Source organism: Fructilactobacillus sp. X8R1C1, from assembly GCF_059900945.1.
Genome location: NZ_JBWXVH010000003.1, coordinates 148,383 through 163,326 on the forward strand (window position 1 = coordinate 148,383; position 14,944 = coordinate 163,326).

Genomic DNA, 14,944 nt, shown 5'->3' on the forward strand with positions numbered 1-14,944 from the left:
GCTTTAATTTTAGAATGATTCAACTTTTACTTTTTTCTTATCTTCTGAAAAATCGGTATCATGATATTTCTTTTCAAGGGCATGAAACATCATTCGCTTTGCTAGGTTTCCGTTTCGAGCTAGGATGGGTCCATGAAAATAGGTACAAACGGTGTTTTTATAGATGGCACCCTCGGTCCCATCTTTCCCGTTATTTCCATGTCCCTTAATGACCTTACCAAGTGCTCGCTCGCTTGGACCCAGGTATGTGACCCCGGCGTGGTTCTCAAAGCCATGGTATCTTTCCTTGGTTTGTTCGTTTTGAATTTCAATGTTTCCAATGAAACGATTGTCCTTCATTGCATCCGTGTAGTGATCAAGGGCACCAATGCCAGGAAGCTTTTCGCCATTAGCTGCAACGTAGTAGTTTCCAAGTAACTGGAAGCCACCACAAATTGCAATAACAGGCTTGCCTTGTTCAATGAAACGTTTAATTTCGTCCTTTTTGGTTTGAATGTCTTTTGAAACAATGGTTTGTTCAAAGTCTTGTCCACCACCGAAAACCATGAAATCATAATCGTCTGCGTTGAACCCTTCTTCTAAACTAACAACGTTTGAGGTGACCTCAACGCCAATCTGTTTAGCGTAATATCGTAACGACAAAATGTTACCGATATCACCGTAAGTATTCATTAAGTCACCATATAAGTGAGCCACTCGAATGGTTTTTGTCATTAGTCCATTCCTCCTTTAATGAATCCCTTTTGTGCTAGTAAGTGTCTGAATTGAAGCATAGCCGTGTAAGTGGCCAGAACGTAAACTTTTTTAGTGGGAAGCTGCTTAATTTGTTCCAAGACTTTTTCAATGTTTGGTTCAATGATGTGATTGTCGTCATGAACCCCAGCAACCTTAAGGCGGAAGGTAATGTCTTTGTATCGTTCACCACCGGAAATGAATTTTTTAATGTTCATCTTTGGCAGACGTTCAAAGTCGCCATCCCAGATCCAACTCGTGTCAATTCCGTCAGCATAGTTAGCATTTTCAAGAAAGACAAACGAAAATGGTTCCCTTTCATGAGAAATCATGTCAATGACTTGATTAAGTCCCACTGGATTTTTAACTAACACAATGGTTACTTCTTTATTACCAACTTTGATTTCTTCCTGTCTTCCAAAGAGTCGCTTGTTGGTTTCAAAAGCGTGTTTAATTTGATCAGGACGAACTCCCATTTGTCGACCCGCCGCATAAGCTGCGAGAGCATTGTAAATATTGTATGTTCCACCAACATCAATTGAATACTGGTTTCCATCAATGTCAAAGGTTGAACTAGTTGGGGTTTCGTCCACCACTTTAGTGACTTTGTAATCTAGTTCTGGACGATGGAAACCACAGTTAGGACAGAAGTAATCACCTAAATTTCCGTAAGTGATGTAATGGTAGTGCATAATGTGCGAACAAACGGGACAAAGGACCCCATCCGTGTTAGGGGCTGCCTTGATGTCTTTATCAGCTGGTTGATCTTGAAAGCCATAGAACACTTGTTGATTTGGCATTTTTTTAGAGTTAAAAATGGCGGAATCACCGTTTGCAACCACTAAGGCATCTGGAGCTAGTAAGATCCCATTTAAGATTTTTTGGTAGGTAGTGTAAATCTCACCATAACGATCCAGTTGGTCACGGAAGATATTAGTCAAAACAAACATCTTTGGTTTGATGGCCTTAACAACCGGTTTTACGTTGGCTTCGTCAACTTCTAAGACTGCAATTGGATTTTCACCATATTTGGGATGCTTTGCTTGTAAAAAGGTTGAGACAATTCCCTGAGTCATGTTAGATCCAGTTGGATTAGTCAGAATTTGATCATATTCTTCCTTTAGGACTTGAACGATCAGTGCGGTAGTCAAAGTTTTACCGTTCGTTCCTGACACAATAATCACATCGTAATTTTTACCCAGCGTCTTTAAAATATTGGGATCAATTGCAGTGGTTATTTTTCCTGGTAATGAGCTACCACGGTGCAAAAAATTATGCAGGAACCAGTAAGATGACTTACCAGCCATGGTGGCAATTCTACTCTGAAATGACATAATGAGTTCTCCCTTAGAAATGATTAGTTTTGCACAATTAAAATAATTCTATCATAAAATTACGCTTATAAGTAAGAATAGTAACTAATTTAAGAAAAAGCAATTATTCAAATGGTAGAACAAATTTTGAATTTGGATGCGAAAAAGTGGTAAATTCGATATAATGAAAAAGTTAGTGAAAATAGAGAAAAGGTGATAACTTGGCACAACTATTCTTTCGTTACGGAGCAATGAATAGCGGAAAATCAATCGAAATTATCAAAGTCGCTCATAACTATGAGGAACAGGGTAAATCAGTTATTTTGATGACAAGTGGCGTTGATACCAGGGAAAAGAAGGGGACCATTGCTTCTCGGATTGGGTTGACTCGCAAGGCCCTTTCAATTAATTCTGATTCAAACGCATTTAAAATGGTAAAAGATGAAATTGAAAAACGCGATGAACCCATTAGTTGTGTGTTAGTTGATGAAGCCCAGTTTTTAAATAAGCATCACATCTTCGAATTAACCGAAGTGGTTGATCAATTACATATTCCGGTCATGGCATTTGGACTTAAAAATGATTTTCAAAATAAATTGTTTGAGGGATCGAAGTATTTACTATTGTATGCGGATAAGATTGAAGAAATGAAAACGATTTGTTGGTTTTGTGAAAAGAAAGCAATTATGAACTTAAGAGTCCATGATGGAAAGCCCGTTTACGAGGGCGAGCAGATCTTTATGGGTGGTAACGAGTCATATTATCCTGTTTGTCGTTATCATTATTTCAATCCTCCGATTGAAGCACAAAAGAATAAGGAGTAATAAGAATGGCTGAAGCCGATATGGATAAAATTTTTGATAAATTACAATCCGTTTCTGACAGATATGATGAATTAAACGAACTAATCAGTGATCCAGAAGTGATTGCTGACACCCAAAAATTCATGAAACTCTCAAAAGAAGAGGGCAGTCTCAGAGAAACGGTTGAAACTTACAATAAGTATAAAAAGATTAGTAAACAATTAGATGATGATGAGACCATGTTAAGAGAAAAACTTGATAGCGAAATGGAAGACATGGTCAAATCCGAGATTAGTGATTTAAAGGATCAGAAGACGCAACTTGAAGATCAAATGAAGTTGTTGTTGATTCCAAAGGATCCTAATGACGAGAAAAATATTATCATGGAAATTCGTGGAGCAGCTGGTGGAGATGAGGCCAGTTTGTTTGCGGCGGACTTGTATAACATGTATACCAAGTATGCTGAACGTCAGGGATGGAAGATTGAAGTGATCGATGAAACTGATACTGAAGTTGGTGGTTTTAAAGAGATTGTTTTAATGATCACTGGTGATAAAGTCTATTCCAAGTTAAAGTACGAAAATGGTGCTCATCGAGTACAACGAATTCCTTCGACAGAATCGGCTGGACGAGTTCACACTTCCACAGCTACCGTTGGTGTAATGCCTGAGGAAGAAGATGTGGACATTGACATTGATCCAGGCGATATTCGAACGGATGTCTATCGCTCCTCTGGTGCTGGTGGTCAACATATTAACAAAACTTCATCAGCCGTCCGAATGACCCACCTCCCAACTGGGATTGTGGTTGCAATGCAAGATGAGCGTTCTCAACAACAAAACCGTGCTAAGGCAATGCGGGTTTTAAAAGCTCGTGTTTATGACTACTACAAACAAAAAGAACAGAATGAGTACGATGAGAAACGGAAAGATGCCATTGGAACGGGTGACCGTTCTGAACGAATCCGGACTTATAACTATCCTCAAAATCGAGTTACTGACCATCGAATTGGATTGACCTTGAACAAGTTAGATAAAATCATGGATGGTGACTTAGATGACATCATTGATGCATTAATTGTTTCTGATCAAGCTAAAAAGTTGGAGAAATTGAATGACTCAGAAGCTTAGAAATAATGCAACTGTTTTTGAAGCCCTTAAATGGGCTTCTTTGCGTCTGGAGCAAGAAAATTTGGATCCTGATCAAGGACGCCAGGTGATGAGGTCTTTGATGGGATGGAATTTGACGGATTTGCTGATGAATTATCGGTTTAATTTGTCTGATGATCAGGAAGCTAAGTTTATTGAAATGATAGAACGGGTTCTAAATCATGAGCCACTGCAATATGTAATTGGAACTGCTAATTTTTATGGATACACGTTTCAAGTTAATCCTAGTGTTTTGATTCCAAGGCCTGAAACGGAAGAATTAGTGGAATGGATCTTAAATGATTACGATGATCATCCTATTAACGTATTGGATGTTGGAACTGGTAGTGGTGCCATTGCGGTTTCATTAAAAAAGCAACGCCCAAGTTGGAAAGTAACTGGTTCTGATATTTCACTTAATGCATTAAAAATTGCTCAAAAAAATGCAACGTCAAATCACACCGAAATTAATTTTGTTCAGAGTGACCTATTTGGAGCTTTTAGTGAACAAAAATTTGACCTGATTGTCTCTAATCCACCATATGTGGGTCAAAATGAGATTAAGTATATGGATGAAAGTGTCTTAAAATATGAACCACGTCAGGCTTTATTTGCTGATAATAATGGACTTTCAATCTATCAGAGAATTTCGCGTGATGTTGATGCTCATTTAGAGAGGGATGGCTCTCTTTATTTAGAAATTGGCTTTAGACAGGGAGATCCGGTTCAAAAGATTTTGATGAATGATAATAAAAGGCGGTCGGTTCGTCTCCGAAGGGACATGGCAATGCGTGATCGAATGATTAAAATGAAATAAAGGAGAATTTTTAAAATGGATACAAAGATATTTACGCCGGATCAGATTGATGCGGCCGCAGAAGAACTTAAGAAGGGGAACCTCGTTTCTTTTCCCACCGAAACAGTTTACGGACTAGGGGCCGATGCTACTAATGTCTCAGCGGTTAAAAAGGTTTATAAAGCTAAGGGACGTCCAAGTGATAACCCATTAATCGTTCACGTTGCTGATGTTGAGACGGTTGAGAAGTATGCTCAACCGTTAGACGAAGAAGTAAAAAGATTAATGAAAACGTTTTGGCCAGGTCCATTGACAATCATCTTAAAGTTAAAAAGGGGTGCACTTGCTAAAGAAGTTACTGGTGGACTTGATACCGCTGCTTTTCGAAATCCTGATAAACAGTCAACTCTAAATTTGATTAAGGCCGCTGGTGTTCCATTAGTAGGTCCATCAGCAAATACGTCTGGCAAACCCAGTCCTACCCTTGCAAAGCACGTTTATCATGATTTAAATGGTAAAATTGCGGGGATTTTAGACGACGGTGCTACTGACTTTGGGGTTGAATCGACAGTTATTGATATGTCAACGGGGAAGCCAGCAATCTTGCGTCCTGGTGCAGTTACCGTTGACCAGATTGAAAAAGTCGTAGGCCCAGTTGACGATGCCGTTCATCATGTTAGTGCGGATCAGGTTCCAAAGGCTCCTGGAATGAAGTACCGTCATTATGCCCCAGATGCTCAGGTTCAAATTGTTGACCATAAAGATGACTGGAAGCGAGCGGCTGATTGGATTAAAAAACAAGATGGGACTGTGGGAGTTATGGCAACTGACGATGTAATTGATGCAGTTGACTGGCCAAACAATGCAGAAATTTACAGTCTTGGAAGTGATATTAATACGGCCAGTCATTTACTATTTGCCGGACTTCGTCAATTTGATTTAGAAGATGGCGTTGACAATATTTTGACACAGGGATTTACCCCAATTGAATTAGGGGAGGCTTACATGAACCGCTTAAACAAATCCGCAGGACAAAAGCACTTTGAATAGTATACTTAATTCAAATAGTGAAATGAGGTAGATATCATGTCAGACAAAGAGTATGAAAAGATGGATCCTGAACTTTGGGATGCCATTCACGGTGAAAAAAAGCGTCAAGAGGACACAATTGAGTTGATTGCATCCGAGAACATTGCCTCAAAGGGTGTCCGAGCCGCCCAGGGCTCCGTTTTAACCAATAAATATGCGGAAGGCTATCCTGGTCATCGTTATTACGGTGGCTGTGAGTATGTTGATAAAGTGGAGACGCTGGCCATTGAACGAGCAAAAAAGTTATTTGGTGCTGAGTATGTAAACGTGCAACCTCATTCCGGCTCTCAAGCTAATCAGGCTTCATATGCCGCTTTCTTAAAGCCGGGAGATAAGATCCTTGGAATGGACCTAAATGCCGGTGGACACTTGTCGCATGGTGCTAGGGTCAACTTTTCTGGTAAGATTTATCAGTCGTTCACTTATGGCGTTAATCCAGAGACTGAGCAACTTTATTACGATCATATTCAAACAATTGCAGAGGAAGTAAAACCGCAAATTATCGTAGCTGGTGCATCTGCCTATAGTCGAATCATTGATTGGCAGAAATTTAGAGAGATTGCTGATAGTGTGGGAGCCTACTTAATGGTAGATATGGCTCACATTGCTGGTCTGGTTGCAACCGGATTACATCCTAGTCCAGTAGGAATTGCCGATGTAGTGACAACTACGACTCATAAAACCTTGCGTGGTCCTCGTGGTGGAATGATTTTAAGCCAAAATAAGTACGCCAAAAAGATTAAATCAGCCGTTTTTCCTGGTACCCAAGGTGGTCCTTTAGAACAAGTAATTGCTGCTAAAGCGGTTGCCTTTCATGAAGATTTACAACCCGATTTTGTTACTTATTCCAAGCAAATTCTTAAAAATGCGAATGCCATGGCTGACGAGTTCAATAATTCCGAACATTTACGAGTAGTTTCTGGTGGAACTGATAATCATTTAATGACCGTTGATCTGACCGATACCGGTTTAAATGGTAAACAAGCTCAAGACATGTTGGATTCATTAATGATTACCACTAACAAGGAAGCAATTCCAAATGAAAAGTTGAAACCAACTTTAACTAGTGGACTACGAATTGGGACTCCCGCGATCACTTCAAGAGGGTTTGATGAGAATGATTCAAAGAAAGTTGCTGATTTAATTATTAAAGCCATTGACAATTACGATCAACCCGATGTTTTGGCTCAAATCAAGAGTGACGTATCCAAATTGTGTAAAGAAAACCCAATTACACGATAAGGAGCTAGAAATTTTTTGGTATTCCTTGTGTTATAATAGGTATAAATATAATACGAAGAGGAGAGTGCGTTATGGGCGAGTTTCACGTAATGGATCATCCGTTGATCCAACATAAATTAAGCATTATTAGAGATAAGAATTGTGGGACACGTGAGTTTAGAGAAGTCGTTAATGAAATTGCTAGTTTGATGGTTTTTGAAGTTGCTCGTGATATGCCACTTAAAGACGTTGAAGTTGAGACACCTGAAGGAACTGCGCACGCTAAGAAATTAGCTGGTAAAAAAGTTGCTGTTGTGCCAATTCTGAGGGCTGGAATTGGAATGGTAGATGGGGTACTTGATCTAATTCCTACAGCCAAAGTTGGTCATATCGGGATGTATCGTGATGAAAAAACCTTTCAGCCCCACGAATACTTTTTAAAGTTGCCAAGTGATATTGGTGAGAGGCAGATCTTCGTTGTTGATCCAATGCTTGCTACGGGTGGATCTGCAATCATGGCGCTCGATGCATTAAAGAAACACGGCGCTAATCCCAAGAACATTAAGTTTGTTTGTCTAGTTGCCGCTCCTGAGGGAGTTAAAGCGGTTCAAAAAGCTGAACCAGAAGTTGACATTTATGCCGCTGCACTTGACGATCATCTTGATCATGGTTACATCGTTCCTGGGTTGGGAGATGCTGGTGACCGTTTGTTTGGAACAAAATAGAAATAATAATTTTAAGTGAGAGTTAGTGAACTCCCACTTTTTTGTTAGATTGCTTTACGTAAAGGCCGGGTTTAAGTTTTACCAATTTCAATTGTGAAGTAATTGTTATAAAGACTATAAAATTAGAATTTTTGGTGCTTTATAGCTTTGAAATTTGCCTGAAATGGTGGTATTATTTCATCAGATTTGAATAAGTGAGCTTTTGACTTGTTTGAATATAGAATCGCAATTATTCAACTACTTTTTATGGCACGTTTTTTATTGCGAGTGATAATAGTTGCGAAAAGAGGTGATATCTGTGGAGCCAACTCGTACTTTTCAATTTTTAGGTCTTACTTTCAACGTCAGCAATATGATTTCTGGTGTGATTGTGGCTGTTGTTTTGTTCGCTTTTATATTCGTCTGCTCGAGAAACCTGCAGTTGAAACCAAAGGGGAAACAGAATTTATTGGAGTACATGATTGATTTTACAAATGGAATTATAAAGTCAACGATTGGTAATGATGCGCCTAAGAATTATGGACTATGGGCATTTACGCTATTCTATTTCATCTTAATAGCTAACTTACTTGGTTTGTTCTTGCATATTCAGGTAGGTAATATTGTCTACGTCAAGAGTCCTACGGCCGATCCAATCGTCGCTTTGACGTTCTCATTAATGTCTCTGACATTTGCTATGTATTGTGGTGTTGAGAAACTAGGTTATAAGGGACACTTTAAGGGATTCTTACAACCTGTCTTCTTGTTCCTACCGATCAACCTGCTTGAGGAGCTTACGAACTTCTTAACACTTGGAATTCGTGTTTATGGGAATATCTTTGCTGGTGAATTGTTGGCCGGGATAATTGCTAATTTAGCATTTTCAAATGGATTGTGGCTGATTCCAGTCGCTGCCCCACTTGAGTTAGCATGGCAAGGATTCTCAGTGTTTATTGGCTGTATTCAAGCCTATGTATTTGTAACATTATCATCTGTATATGTTTCTCAAAAATTATCAATTGAGGAATAAGAAAATAGGAGGATTATATTATGGGAGCTATTGCTGCTGGAATCGCAATGTGTGGTGCCGCTATTGGTGCCGGAATTGGTGACGGTTTAATTATTTCCAAGATGCTTGAAGGTATGGCACGCCAACCAGAATTATCAGGAACACTTAGAACTAATATGTTCATTGGTGTTGCCTTAGTTGAAGTTATGCCCATCTTGGCCTTTGTTGTTGCCTTCTTGGTTATGAACAAATAGAGAAAACATTTTCTTAGTTTAGAAAAAGGAGGTGTCAATAGATGTATACACATTTAGTTATTGCGGCTGGATTCAATGTTGGTGATATGCTGTTCTATGCCATCTTGTTCTTACTCTTGATGTGGATTGTTAAGATTTTCGCATGGAAACCCGTCACAAAGATGATGCAAGATCGTGCAACTAAAATTGCCAACGATATTGATTCTGCTGAACAATCACGTAACGATGCTGCTAAGTTAGCCAAAGAACGTGCCGATGCATTACAAAACTCGCATGACGAAGCAACCAAAATCGTTAGTGATGCTGAACAAGCTGGTCAAAAACGTCGCGACACAATTATTTCCGATGCTCAAGATGATGCTAAAACCTTAAAGGATAAAGCTCATAAAGATATCGAACAAGAACGTGAAGACGCTTTAGCAAGTACTAAAGATGATGTGGCAGATTTATCTATTGAGATTGCTTCCAAAATCATTAAAAAGAACTTAAATGCTGATGATCAAAAAGCATTAATCGATTCTTATATTGAAGGGCTAGGTAATCCAAATGAGTCTAGATAAGGTTACGCTTGCCAAAAGATATTCTAATGCGCTCTTTCAAGTACTAGAAGAACATGATGAGTTAGAAACTGGGAACGCTGATTTAATGGCGATTAAAGACATTTTTCAAAGTGACCCTGGTTTATCTATCGCATTAGCAGGGCCAGTACTTGATCTTAAGCAAAAAGATTCGATCATTAATTCTTTGATTGATGGCGCAACTTCTCAGTACGTCAAGAATTTTGTAAAGATGGTCTATGACTATGGGCGTATTAATGATATGGTCGCGATTATTGATGAATTTGGCAAATTATATGATAAGAAGCAAGGAATCGTGCGTGCTAGCGTAGTTACAGCAGTTCCAATGAATGACGAAGAGAAAGACAAGTTAACCAAGACATTTGCCAAAAGGGTTGGTGCTAAAACAGTTGACTTATCTGCGAAAGTAGACAGTAGTATTATTGGCGGTGCGATTTTGTCGTCAGATAACGTTGTTTACGACGGAAGTGTTCGTACTAAAATTAAAGAAGTACGGAATTTGCTCTCTTAGTCGATAAGATATCTATATTGAAGAGGTGAAACTTTTATGAGCATTAAGGCTGAAGAAATTAGTGCCCTAATTAAAAAACAATTAGATGGCTACAAAGACGAACTTAACGTCGACGAGACTGGTGTCGTTACCTATGTTGGTGACGGTGTTGCTCGTGCATATGGTCTAGATAATGCTTTATCCGGTGAATTACTGGAGTTCCAAAATGGTGTTTATGGAATGGTGCAAAACCTCGAAAGCAACGAAGTTGGTATCGTTGTTTTAGGTGACTTTACAGGTATTCGTGAAGGTGACAGTGTTAAAAGAACCGGAAGAATCATGGAAGTTCCTGTTGGAGACAATATGGTTGGACGAGTTGTGAACTCATTAGGCCAACCAATTGATGGTAAAGGTGAGATCAAGACCGATCAAACTGCTCCAATTGAGAAAAAAGCACCTGGAATCATGCAACGTCAAAGTGTTAAACAACCACTACAAACTGGTATCAAATCAATTGATGCTTTGGTTCCAATTGGTAGAGGTCAACGTGAGTTGATCATTGGTGATCGAAAGACTGGTAAGACTTCAATTGCGATTGATACAATCTTGAACCAAAAAGATCAAGATATGATTTGTATCTACGTTTCAATTGGACAAAAAGATTCAACTGTTAGACAACAAGTAAACACTCTCCAAAAGTACGGTGCGATGGATTATACAATCGTCATGTCAGCTGGTCCATCAGAACCTGCTCCCTTGCTTTACATTGCACCATATGCTGGTGCAACCATGGGTGAGTATTTCATGGACAAGGGTAAAGATGTTTTGATTGTTTTCGATGACTTAACGAAACAAGCTAATGCTTATCGTGAACTTTCCTTAATTTTGAGACGTCCACCTGGCCGTGAAGCTTATCCTGGTGATATTTTCTACACCCACTCACGTTTACTTGAACGTGCTGCTAAGTTGAGTGACAAGATGGGTGGCGGTTCGATGACCGCTCTTCCAATTGTTGAGACGCAAGCAGGGGATGTTTCCGCTTATATTCCAACCAACGTAATTTCAATTACTGATGGTCAGATCTTCTTAAACTCTGACATGTTCTATTCTGGAGACCGTCCAGCCGTTGATGCTGGTACTTCAGTTTCTCGTGTTGGTGGAGATGCCCAAATTAAGGCAATGAAAAAGGTTGCTGGTACATTACGTTTGGATCTTGCTTCATATCATGAACTTGAATCGTTTGCTCAATTCGGTTCTGATCTTGATGAAGCTACTAAAGCTAAGCTGGATCGTGGATCTAGAACGGTGGAAGTCTTAAAGCAACCACTTCATTCGCCACTACCAGTTGAAAAACAAGTTTTGATCTTGTATTGCTTAACTCATGGCTACCTAGATAAAATTGCCGTTGATGATGTTTTAAGATTCCAGGATGAGATCTTCAAATTCTTTGATACAAATTATCCTGACCTACTTGAAAGCATTAAGAAAACTGGTGATCTTCCAGATGAAAAGAAGCTAAACAGTGCAATCCAAGAGTTTGCAAGCACCTTTAAGCCTTCAGCTAAGGGTGACAGTATAGTTAATAGTAATTAACTTGAAGGGAGGATAACAACTAATGGCTGAATCGATGAATGATGTAAAGCACAGAATCGCATCGACCAAGAGTACACGTCAGATTACCGAGGCGATGCAGATGGTTTCAACGGTTAAGTTGAACAGAATTCAGGCACATACAGAGAACTATAATCAGTATGTATCTAAGGTTAAGTCTGTAATCGCTCATCTGGCTCAGTCCGATTTGTTAGAGGATAATAAACCTTCAAGTCAAGATTCAAAAAATGCTAAGAAAAAGACCGCCTATATTGTAATTTCATCTGATCGTGGAATGGTTGGAAGCTACAATAGTAATGTAATCAGAGGTACCAATGAGTTTATTGAAAAGCACACTCCAAATACTGATGATTATATGATTTTAGCAATTGGTGGTAATGGTGCAGACTTCTATAAGAAGCGTGGAGCAAACGTTGCATACGAAAATCGTACCGTTTCAGATGTTCCCACTTATACCGAAGTTCAAGGGATCGTTAAGGCCATTACCTCCATGTATAATGATGGAATTTATACTGATTTGTACATTTGTTATAATCACTTCGTTAACCGAATTTCCTCTGATTTTAGGGCTGAAAAGCTTCTTCCCATGGATAAGGAGTCAATTCAATCATCTATGGATGATAAAAATAGTGGTCAAGCTGGATCTGATGTCAAAGTTAAAAACTTGATTGAAGATTATGATATTGAGCCATCCGCTAAGGCTGTGCTTGGTGTTGTAATTCCTCAATATGCTGAAAGTTTAATGTATGGAGCAATCTTGGATGCCAAGACAGCTGAACATGCTTCCAGTTCAACCGCAATGAAATCAGCCACTGATAATGCCGATGATTTGATTTCATCACTTGAACTCAAGTATAACCGGGCACGACAGGCAGCTATCACTACTGAAATTACAGAAATTACTGGTGGTCAAGAAGCATTGAACCATTAATAGATGGGAGGAATTAAAGCATAATGAATACTACTGGTAAAGTACAACAAGTTATCGGGCCAGTTGTTGATGTTAAATTTCCCCTAGACGGTGATTTACCAGAAATTAATACTGCTTTGAACGTTAAAAAGGGTGACAACAAGCAATTAGTTGTTGAAGTTGCTCTTGAGTTAGGTGACGGAGTGGTACGTACCATCGCTATGGACGGAACCGATGGTTTACGTCGTGGGATGGATGTTGAAAATACTGGTGCTCCAATTGAAGTGCCAGTAGGTAATGATACTCTAGGTCGAGTATTTAATGTTTTAGGTCAGCCAATTGATGGTGGACCAGAATTTGGTCCTGATCAAACGAGATGGGCCATTCACAGACAACCACCTAAGTACGATGAGTTAAACCCATCGACTGAAGTTCTTGAAACTGGAATTAAAGTTATTGATTTATTAGCTCCATATATTCGTGGAGGTAAAGTTGGATTATTCGGTGGTGCCGGTGTTGGTAAGACCGTTTTGATTCAAGAATTAATTCATAACATTGCTCAGGGTCATAACGGTATTTCCGTTTTCACTGGTGTTGGTGAAAGAACCCGTGAAGGTAATGATATGTACTTTGAAATGAAAGGATCGGGTGTGTTAAAGCATACTGCCATGGTGTATGGTCAGATGAATGAGCCACCTGGTGCTCGTATGCGTGTGGCATTGACGGGTCTTACACTTGCTGAGTACTTTAGAGATGCTGAAGGTGATGATGTTCTTTTATTCATTGATAACATCTTTAGATTTACCCAAGCTGGTACGGAAGTTTCAGCTCTGTTAGGACGTATTCCATCAGCCGTAGGTTATCAGCCTACTCTAGCTACTGAAATGGGACAACTTCAAGAACGAATCACATCAACTAAAAAGGGTGCGATCACTTCAATTCAAGCTGTTTACGTTCCAGCCGATGATTATACCGATCCTGCTCCTGCAACAACGTTTGCCCATTTGGATGCTACCACTAACCTTGAGCGTTCATTAACGCAACAAGGTATTTATCCTGCCGTTGATCCATTGGCATCAACATCATCTGCCCTTTCTCCAGAAATCGTTGGACAAGAACACTTTGACGTTGCAAGTCAAGTTCAACACGTTCTTCAGCGATATCGTGAATTACAAGATATCATTTCAATTCTAGGAATGGATGAATTATCCGACGAAGAAAAGACGATTGTTGGTCGTGCTCGTCGTATTCAATTCTTCTTATCACAAAGTTTCACCGTTGCCGAACAGTTTACGGGTCTTCCAGGTAAGTATGTATCCGTTAAGGATACTATCGCCGGCTTCAAGGGAATTCTTGAAGGTAAGTACGATGATATTCCTGAAGACTGTTTCAGAAACTGTGGTGGAATTGATGATGTCGTTGCAAACTACAACAAACTGAAAGAACAAAAAGCAAGTCAAAGCAAATAGGAGGCTGATCTAATTGGCTGATAATAAATCGTCAGTATTAACCGTTAGTATCGTTACTCCTGATGGCGAGGTTTATTCCAATGATCAAGTCACCATGGCTATCATTGAAACCATGATGGGTGACCTTGGAATTTTAGCTAACCATGTTCCAGTGATTGCTTCTTTAAAAATTGGTGAAACGAGGTTTAAGTTTAACGGAAATGACATGGATACCGTTGCGGTCAATGGTGGATTTGCCGAATTTTCCAATAATACTTTAACCATCGTTGCTGATAGTGCTGAACGTAAAGGTGACATTGATGTATCGAGAGCTACTCATGCCCGAGAGCGTGCAGAACAGAAGATTAAAGATGCTCAATCTAAGAACGATACGGATGCATTGAAACGTGCACAAGTTGCTTTACAAAGAGCTGTTAATAGAATTAATGTTGCACAACATTAATTAAAAAAGAGGAACTTTTTAGTTCCTCTTTTTTGTTACAATTTTTTACATGGACCTCCGATTTACGACAATTGAATGATTTTATGATAGTATATAGTAAGAATGAATATTAGGAGTATCGCGTAATGAATCCATTTGGAGTTGAATCTTTAATAACAATAATTAGCCAGCTATTCTTTATTGCATTAGCTTTTTGGTCTATACAAGGAATTCACTTTGAACGGTTTTTACCAATTCAAGAACGACAGGGGAAGGTCTTGATTGTCCTCCTTTCGATCGTAATTGGTTTTATATGCAGTTCGTTCTTTATGTCATTCATTGATAACTTAAAAAATTTAACAGTACTATTTAAATAATACGTAATAGGAGAGAGTA

17 protein-coding genes are annotated in these 14,944 nt (G+C 39.1%); 15 read left to right on the top strand and 2 right to left on the bottom strand.

Annotated features, from left to right (window positions below):
- Positions 1–9: 9 nt before the first annotated feature.
- Complete coding sequence (locus AC6UD1_RS04030; RefSeq protein ID WP_500696055.1) at positions 10–714, bottom strand: type 1 glutamine amidotransferase; 705 nt, start codon at positions 712–714, stop codon at positions 10–12.
- Positions 714–2,066, bottom strand: a complete 1,353-nt coding sequence (locus tag AC6UD1_RS04035) for a MurT ligase domain-containing protein (protein WP_500707356.1) — start codon at positions 2,064–2,066, stop codon at positions 714–716. Before AC6UD1_RS04035 ends, AC6UD1_RS04030 begins: the two co-directional genes overlap by 1 nt.
- Before the next feature lie 230 nt (positions 2,067–2,296).
- On the opposite strand from AC6UD1_RS04035, the gene AC6UD1_RS04040 reads away from it, so the two are divergent.
- From AC6UD1_RS04040 to AC6UD1_RS04110, 15 genes are all read left to right on the top strand, one after another.
- Positions 2,297–2,869 carry a thymidine kinase gene (locus AC6UD1_RS04040; protein ID WP_500707357.1) on the top strand — a complete coding sequence of 191 codons (573 nt, stop codon included), beginning with the start codon at positions 2,297–2,299 and terminating at the stop codon, positions 2,867–2,869.
- Positions 2,870–2,889: 20 nt separating this feature from the next.
- A complete protein-coding gene (prfA, locus tag AC6UD1_RS04045) occupies positions 2,890–3,978 on the top strand; it encodes a peptide chain release factor 1 (RefSeq protein ID WP_500694425.1) in 1,089 nt (362 codons plus the stop codon).
- Entirely contained in the window at positions 3,962–4,813 is an 852-nt protein-coding gene (prmC, locus tag AC6UD1_RS04050) for a peptide chain release factor N(5)-glutamine methyltransferase (RefSeq protein ID WP_500707358.1), read from the top strand. The genes prfA and prmC overlap by 17 nt, the downstream gene beginning before the upstream one ends.
- Positions 4,814–4,828: 15 nt before the next feature.
- Positions 4,829–5,842, top strand: coding sequence for an L-threonylcarbamoyladenylate synthase (locus AC6UD1_RS04055; RefSeq protein ID WP_500699806.1), 1,014 nt, complete (start codon positions 4,829–4,831; stop codon positions 5,840–5,842).
- Between the two features lie 36 nt (positions 5,843–5,878).
- A complete protein-coding gene (gene glyA / locus AC6UD1_RS04060) occupies positions 5,879–7,123 on the top strand; it encodes a serine hydroxymethyltransferase (RefSeq protein WP_500707359.1) in 1,245 nt (414 codons plus the stop codon).
- Positions 7,124–7,194: 71 nt separating this feature from the next.
- Entirely contained in the window at positions 7,195–7,827 is a 633-nt protein-coding gene (upp, locus tag AC6UD1_RS04065; protein ID WP_500694349.1) for a uracil phosphoribosyltransferase, read from the top strand.
- A gap of 298 nt (positions 7,828–8,125) precedes the next feature.
- A complete protein-coding gene (gene atpB, locus AC6UD1_RS04070) occupies positions 8,126–8,836 on the top strand; it encodes a F0F1 ATP synthase subunit A (RefSeq protein WP_500694350.1) in 711 nt (236 codons plus the stop codon).
- A 20-nt stretch (positions 8,837–8,856) separates the two neighbouring features.
- Positions 8,857–9,069 (top strand): F0F1 ATP synthase subunit C, encoded by a 213-nt coding sequence (gene atpE, locus AC6UD1_RS04075; RefSeq protein WP_010021947.1) that lies wholly within the window; start codon positions 8,857–8,859, stop codon positions 9,067–9,069.
- Between the two features lie 41 nt (positions 9,070–9,110).
- Positions 9,111–9,629, top strand: a complete 519-nt coding sequence (gene atpF / locus AC6UD1_RS04080; protein ID WP_500694351.1) for a F0F1 ATP synthase subunit B — start codon at positions 9,111–9,113, stop codon at positions 9,627–9,629.
- Entirely contained in the window at positions 9,616–10,158 is a 543-nt protein-coding gene (gene atpH, locus AC6UD1_RS04085) for an ATP synthase F1 subunit delta (protein WP_500694352.1), read from the top strand. The genes atpF and atpH overlap by 14 nt, the downstream gene beginning before the upstream one ends.
- Positions 10,159–10,194: 36 nt before the next feature.
- Entirely contained in the window at positions 10,195–11,730 is a 1,536-nt protein-coding gene (atpA, locus tag AC6UD1_RS04090; RefSeq protein WP_500694353.1) for a F0F1 ATP synthase subunit alpha, read from the top strand.
- Positions 11,731–11,752: 22 nt separating this feature from the next.
- The gene (locus tag AC6UD1_RS04095) at positions 11,753–12,679 is read left to right on the top strand and encodes a F0F1 ATP synthase subunit gamma (RefSeq protein ID WP_500707360.1); all 927 of its coding nucleotides are present in this window, start codon (positions 11,753–11,755) and stop codon (positions 12,677–12,679) included.
- A 23-nt stretch (positions 12,680–12,702) separates the two neighbouring features.
- Entirely contained in the window at positions 12,703–14,127 is a 1,425-nt protein-coding gene (atpD, locus tag AC6UD1_RS04100; protein ID WP_500694355.1) for a F0F1 ATP synthase subunit beta, read from the top strand.
- Between the two features lie 13 nt (positions 14,128–14,140).
- Positions 14,141–14,569 carry a F0F1 ATP synthase subunit epsilon gene (locus tag AC6UD1_RS04105; protein WP_500694356.1) on the top strand — a complete coding sequence of 143 codons (429 nt, stop codon included), beginning with the start codon at positions 14,141–14,143 and terminating at the stop codon, positions 14,567–14,569.
- 125 nt (positions 14,570–14,694) lie between these two features.
- Positions 14,695–14,925 carry a DUF1146 family protein gene (locus AC6UD1_RS04110; RefSeq protein ID WP_500694357.1) on the top strand — a complete coding sequence of 77 codons (231 nt, stop codon included), beginning with the start codon at positions 14,695–14,697 and terminating at the stop codon, positions 14,923–14,925.
- The last annotated feature ends 19 nt before the right edge of the window (positions 14,926–14,944 follow it).

Coding starts and splice junctions, on each gene's coding strand:
- AC6UD1_RS04110 (WP_500694357.1), top strand. CDS start 14,695: ATGAATCCATTTGGAGTTGAATCTTTAATAACAATAATTAGCCAGCTA.
- AC6UD1_RS04055 (WP_500699806.1), top strand. CDS start 4,829: ATGGATACAAAGATATTTACGCCGGATCAGATTGATGCGGCCGCAGAA.
- AC6UD1_RS04095 (WP_500707360.1), top strand. CDS start 11,753: ATGGCTGAATCGATGAATGATGTAAAGCACAGAATCGCATCGACCAAG.
- upp (WP_500694349.1), top strand. CDS start 7,195: ATGGGCGAGTTTCACGTAATGGATCATCCGTTGATCCAACATAAATTA.
- atpH (WP_500694352.1), top strand. CDS start 9,616: ATGAGTCTAGATAAGGTTACGCTTGCCAAAAGATATTCTAATGCGCTC.
- prmC (WP_500707358.1), top strand. CDS start 3,962: ATGACTCAGAAGCTTAGAAATAATGCAACTGTTTTTGAAGCCCTTAAA.
- atpF (WP_500694351.1), top strand. CDS start 9,111: ATGTATACACATTTAGTTATTGCGGCTGGATTCAATGTTGGTGATATG.
- AC6UD1_RS04030 (WP_500696055.1), bottom strand. CDS start 714: ATGACAAAAACCATTCGAGTGGCTCACTTATATGGTGACTTAATGAAT.
- AC6UD1_RS04035 (WP_500707356.1), bottom strand. CDS start 2,066: ATGTCATTTCAGAGTAGAATTGCCACCATGGCTGGTAAGTCATCTTAC.
- atpA (WP_500694353.1), top strand. CDS start 10,195: ATGAGCATTAAGGCTGAAGAAATTAGTGCCCTAATTAAAAAACAATTA.
- atpD (WP_500694355.1), top strand. CDS start 12,703: ATGAATACTACTGGTAAAGTACAACAAGTTATCGGGCCAGTTGTTGAT.
- glyA (WP_500707359.1), top strand. CDS start 5,879: ATGTCAGACAAAGAGTATGAAAAGATGGATCCTGAACTTTGGGATGCC.
- atpE (WP_010021947.1), top strand. CDS start 8,857: ATGGGAGCTATTGCTGCTGGAATCGCAATGTGTGGTGCCGCTATTGGT.
- AC6UD1_RS04040 (WP_500707357.1), top strand. CDS start 2,297: ATGAATAGCGGAAAATCAATCGAAATTATCAAAGTCGCTCATAACTAT.
- prfA (WP_500694425.1), top strand. CDS start 2,890: ATGGATAAAATTTTTGATAAATTACAATCCGTTTCTGACAGATATGAT.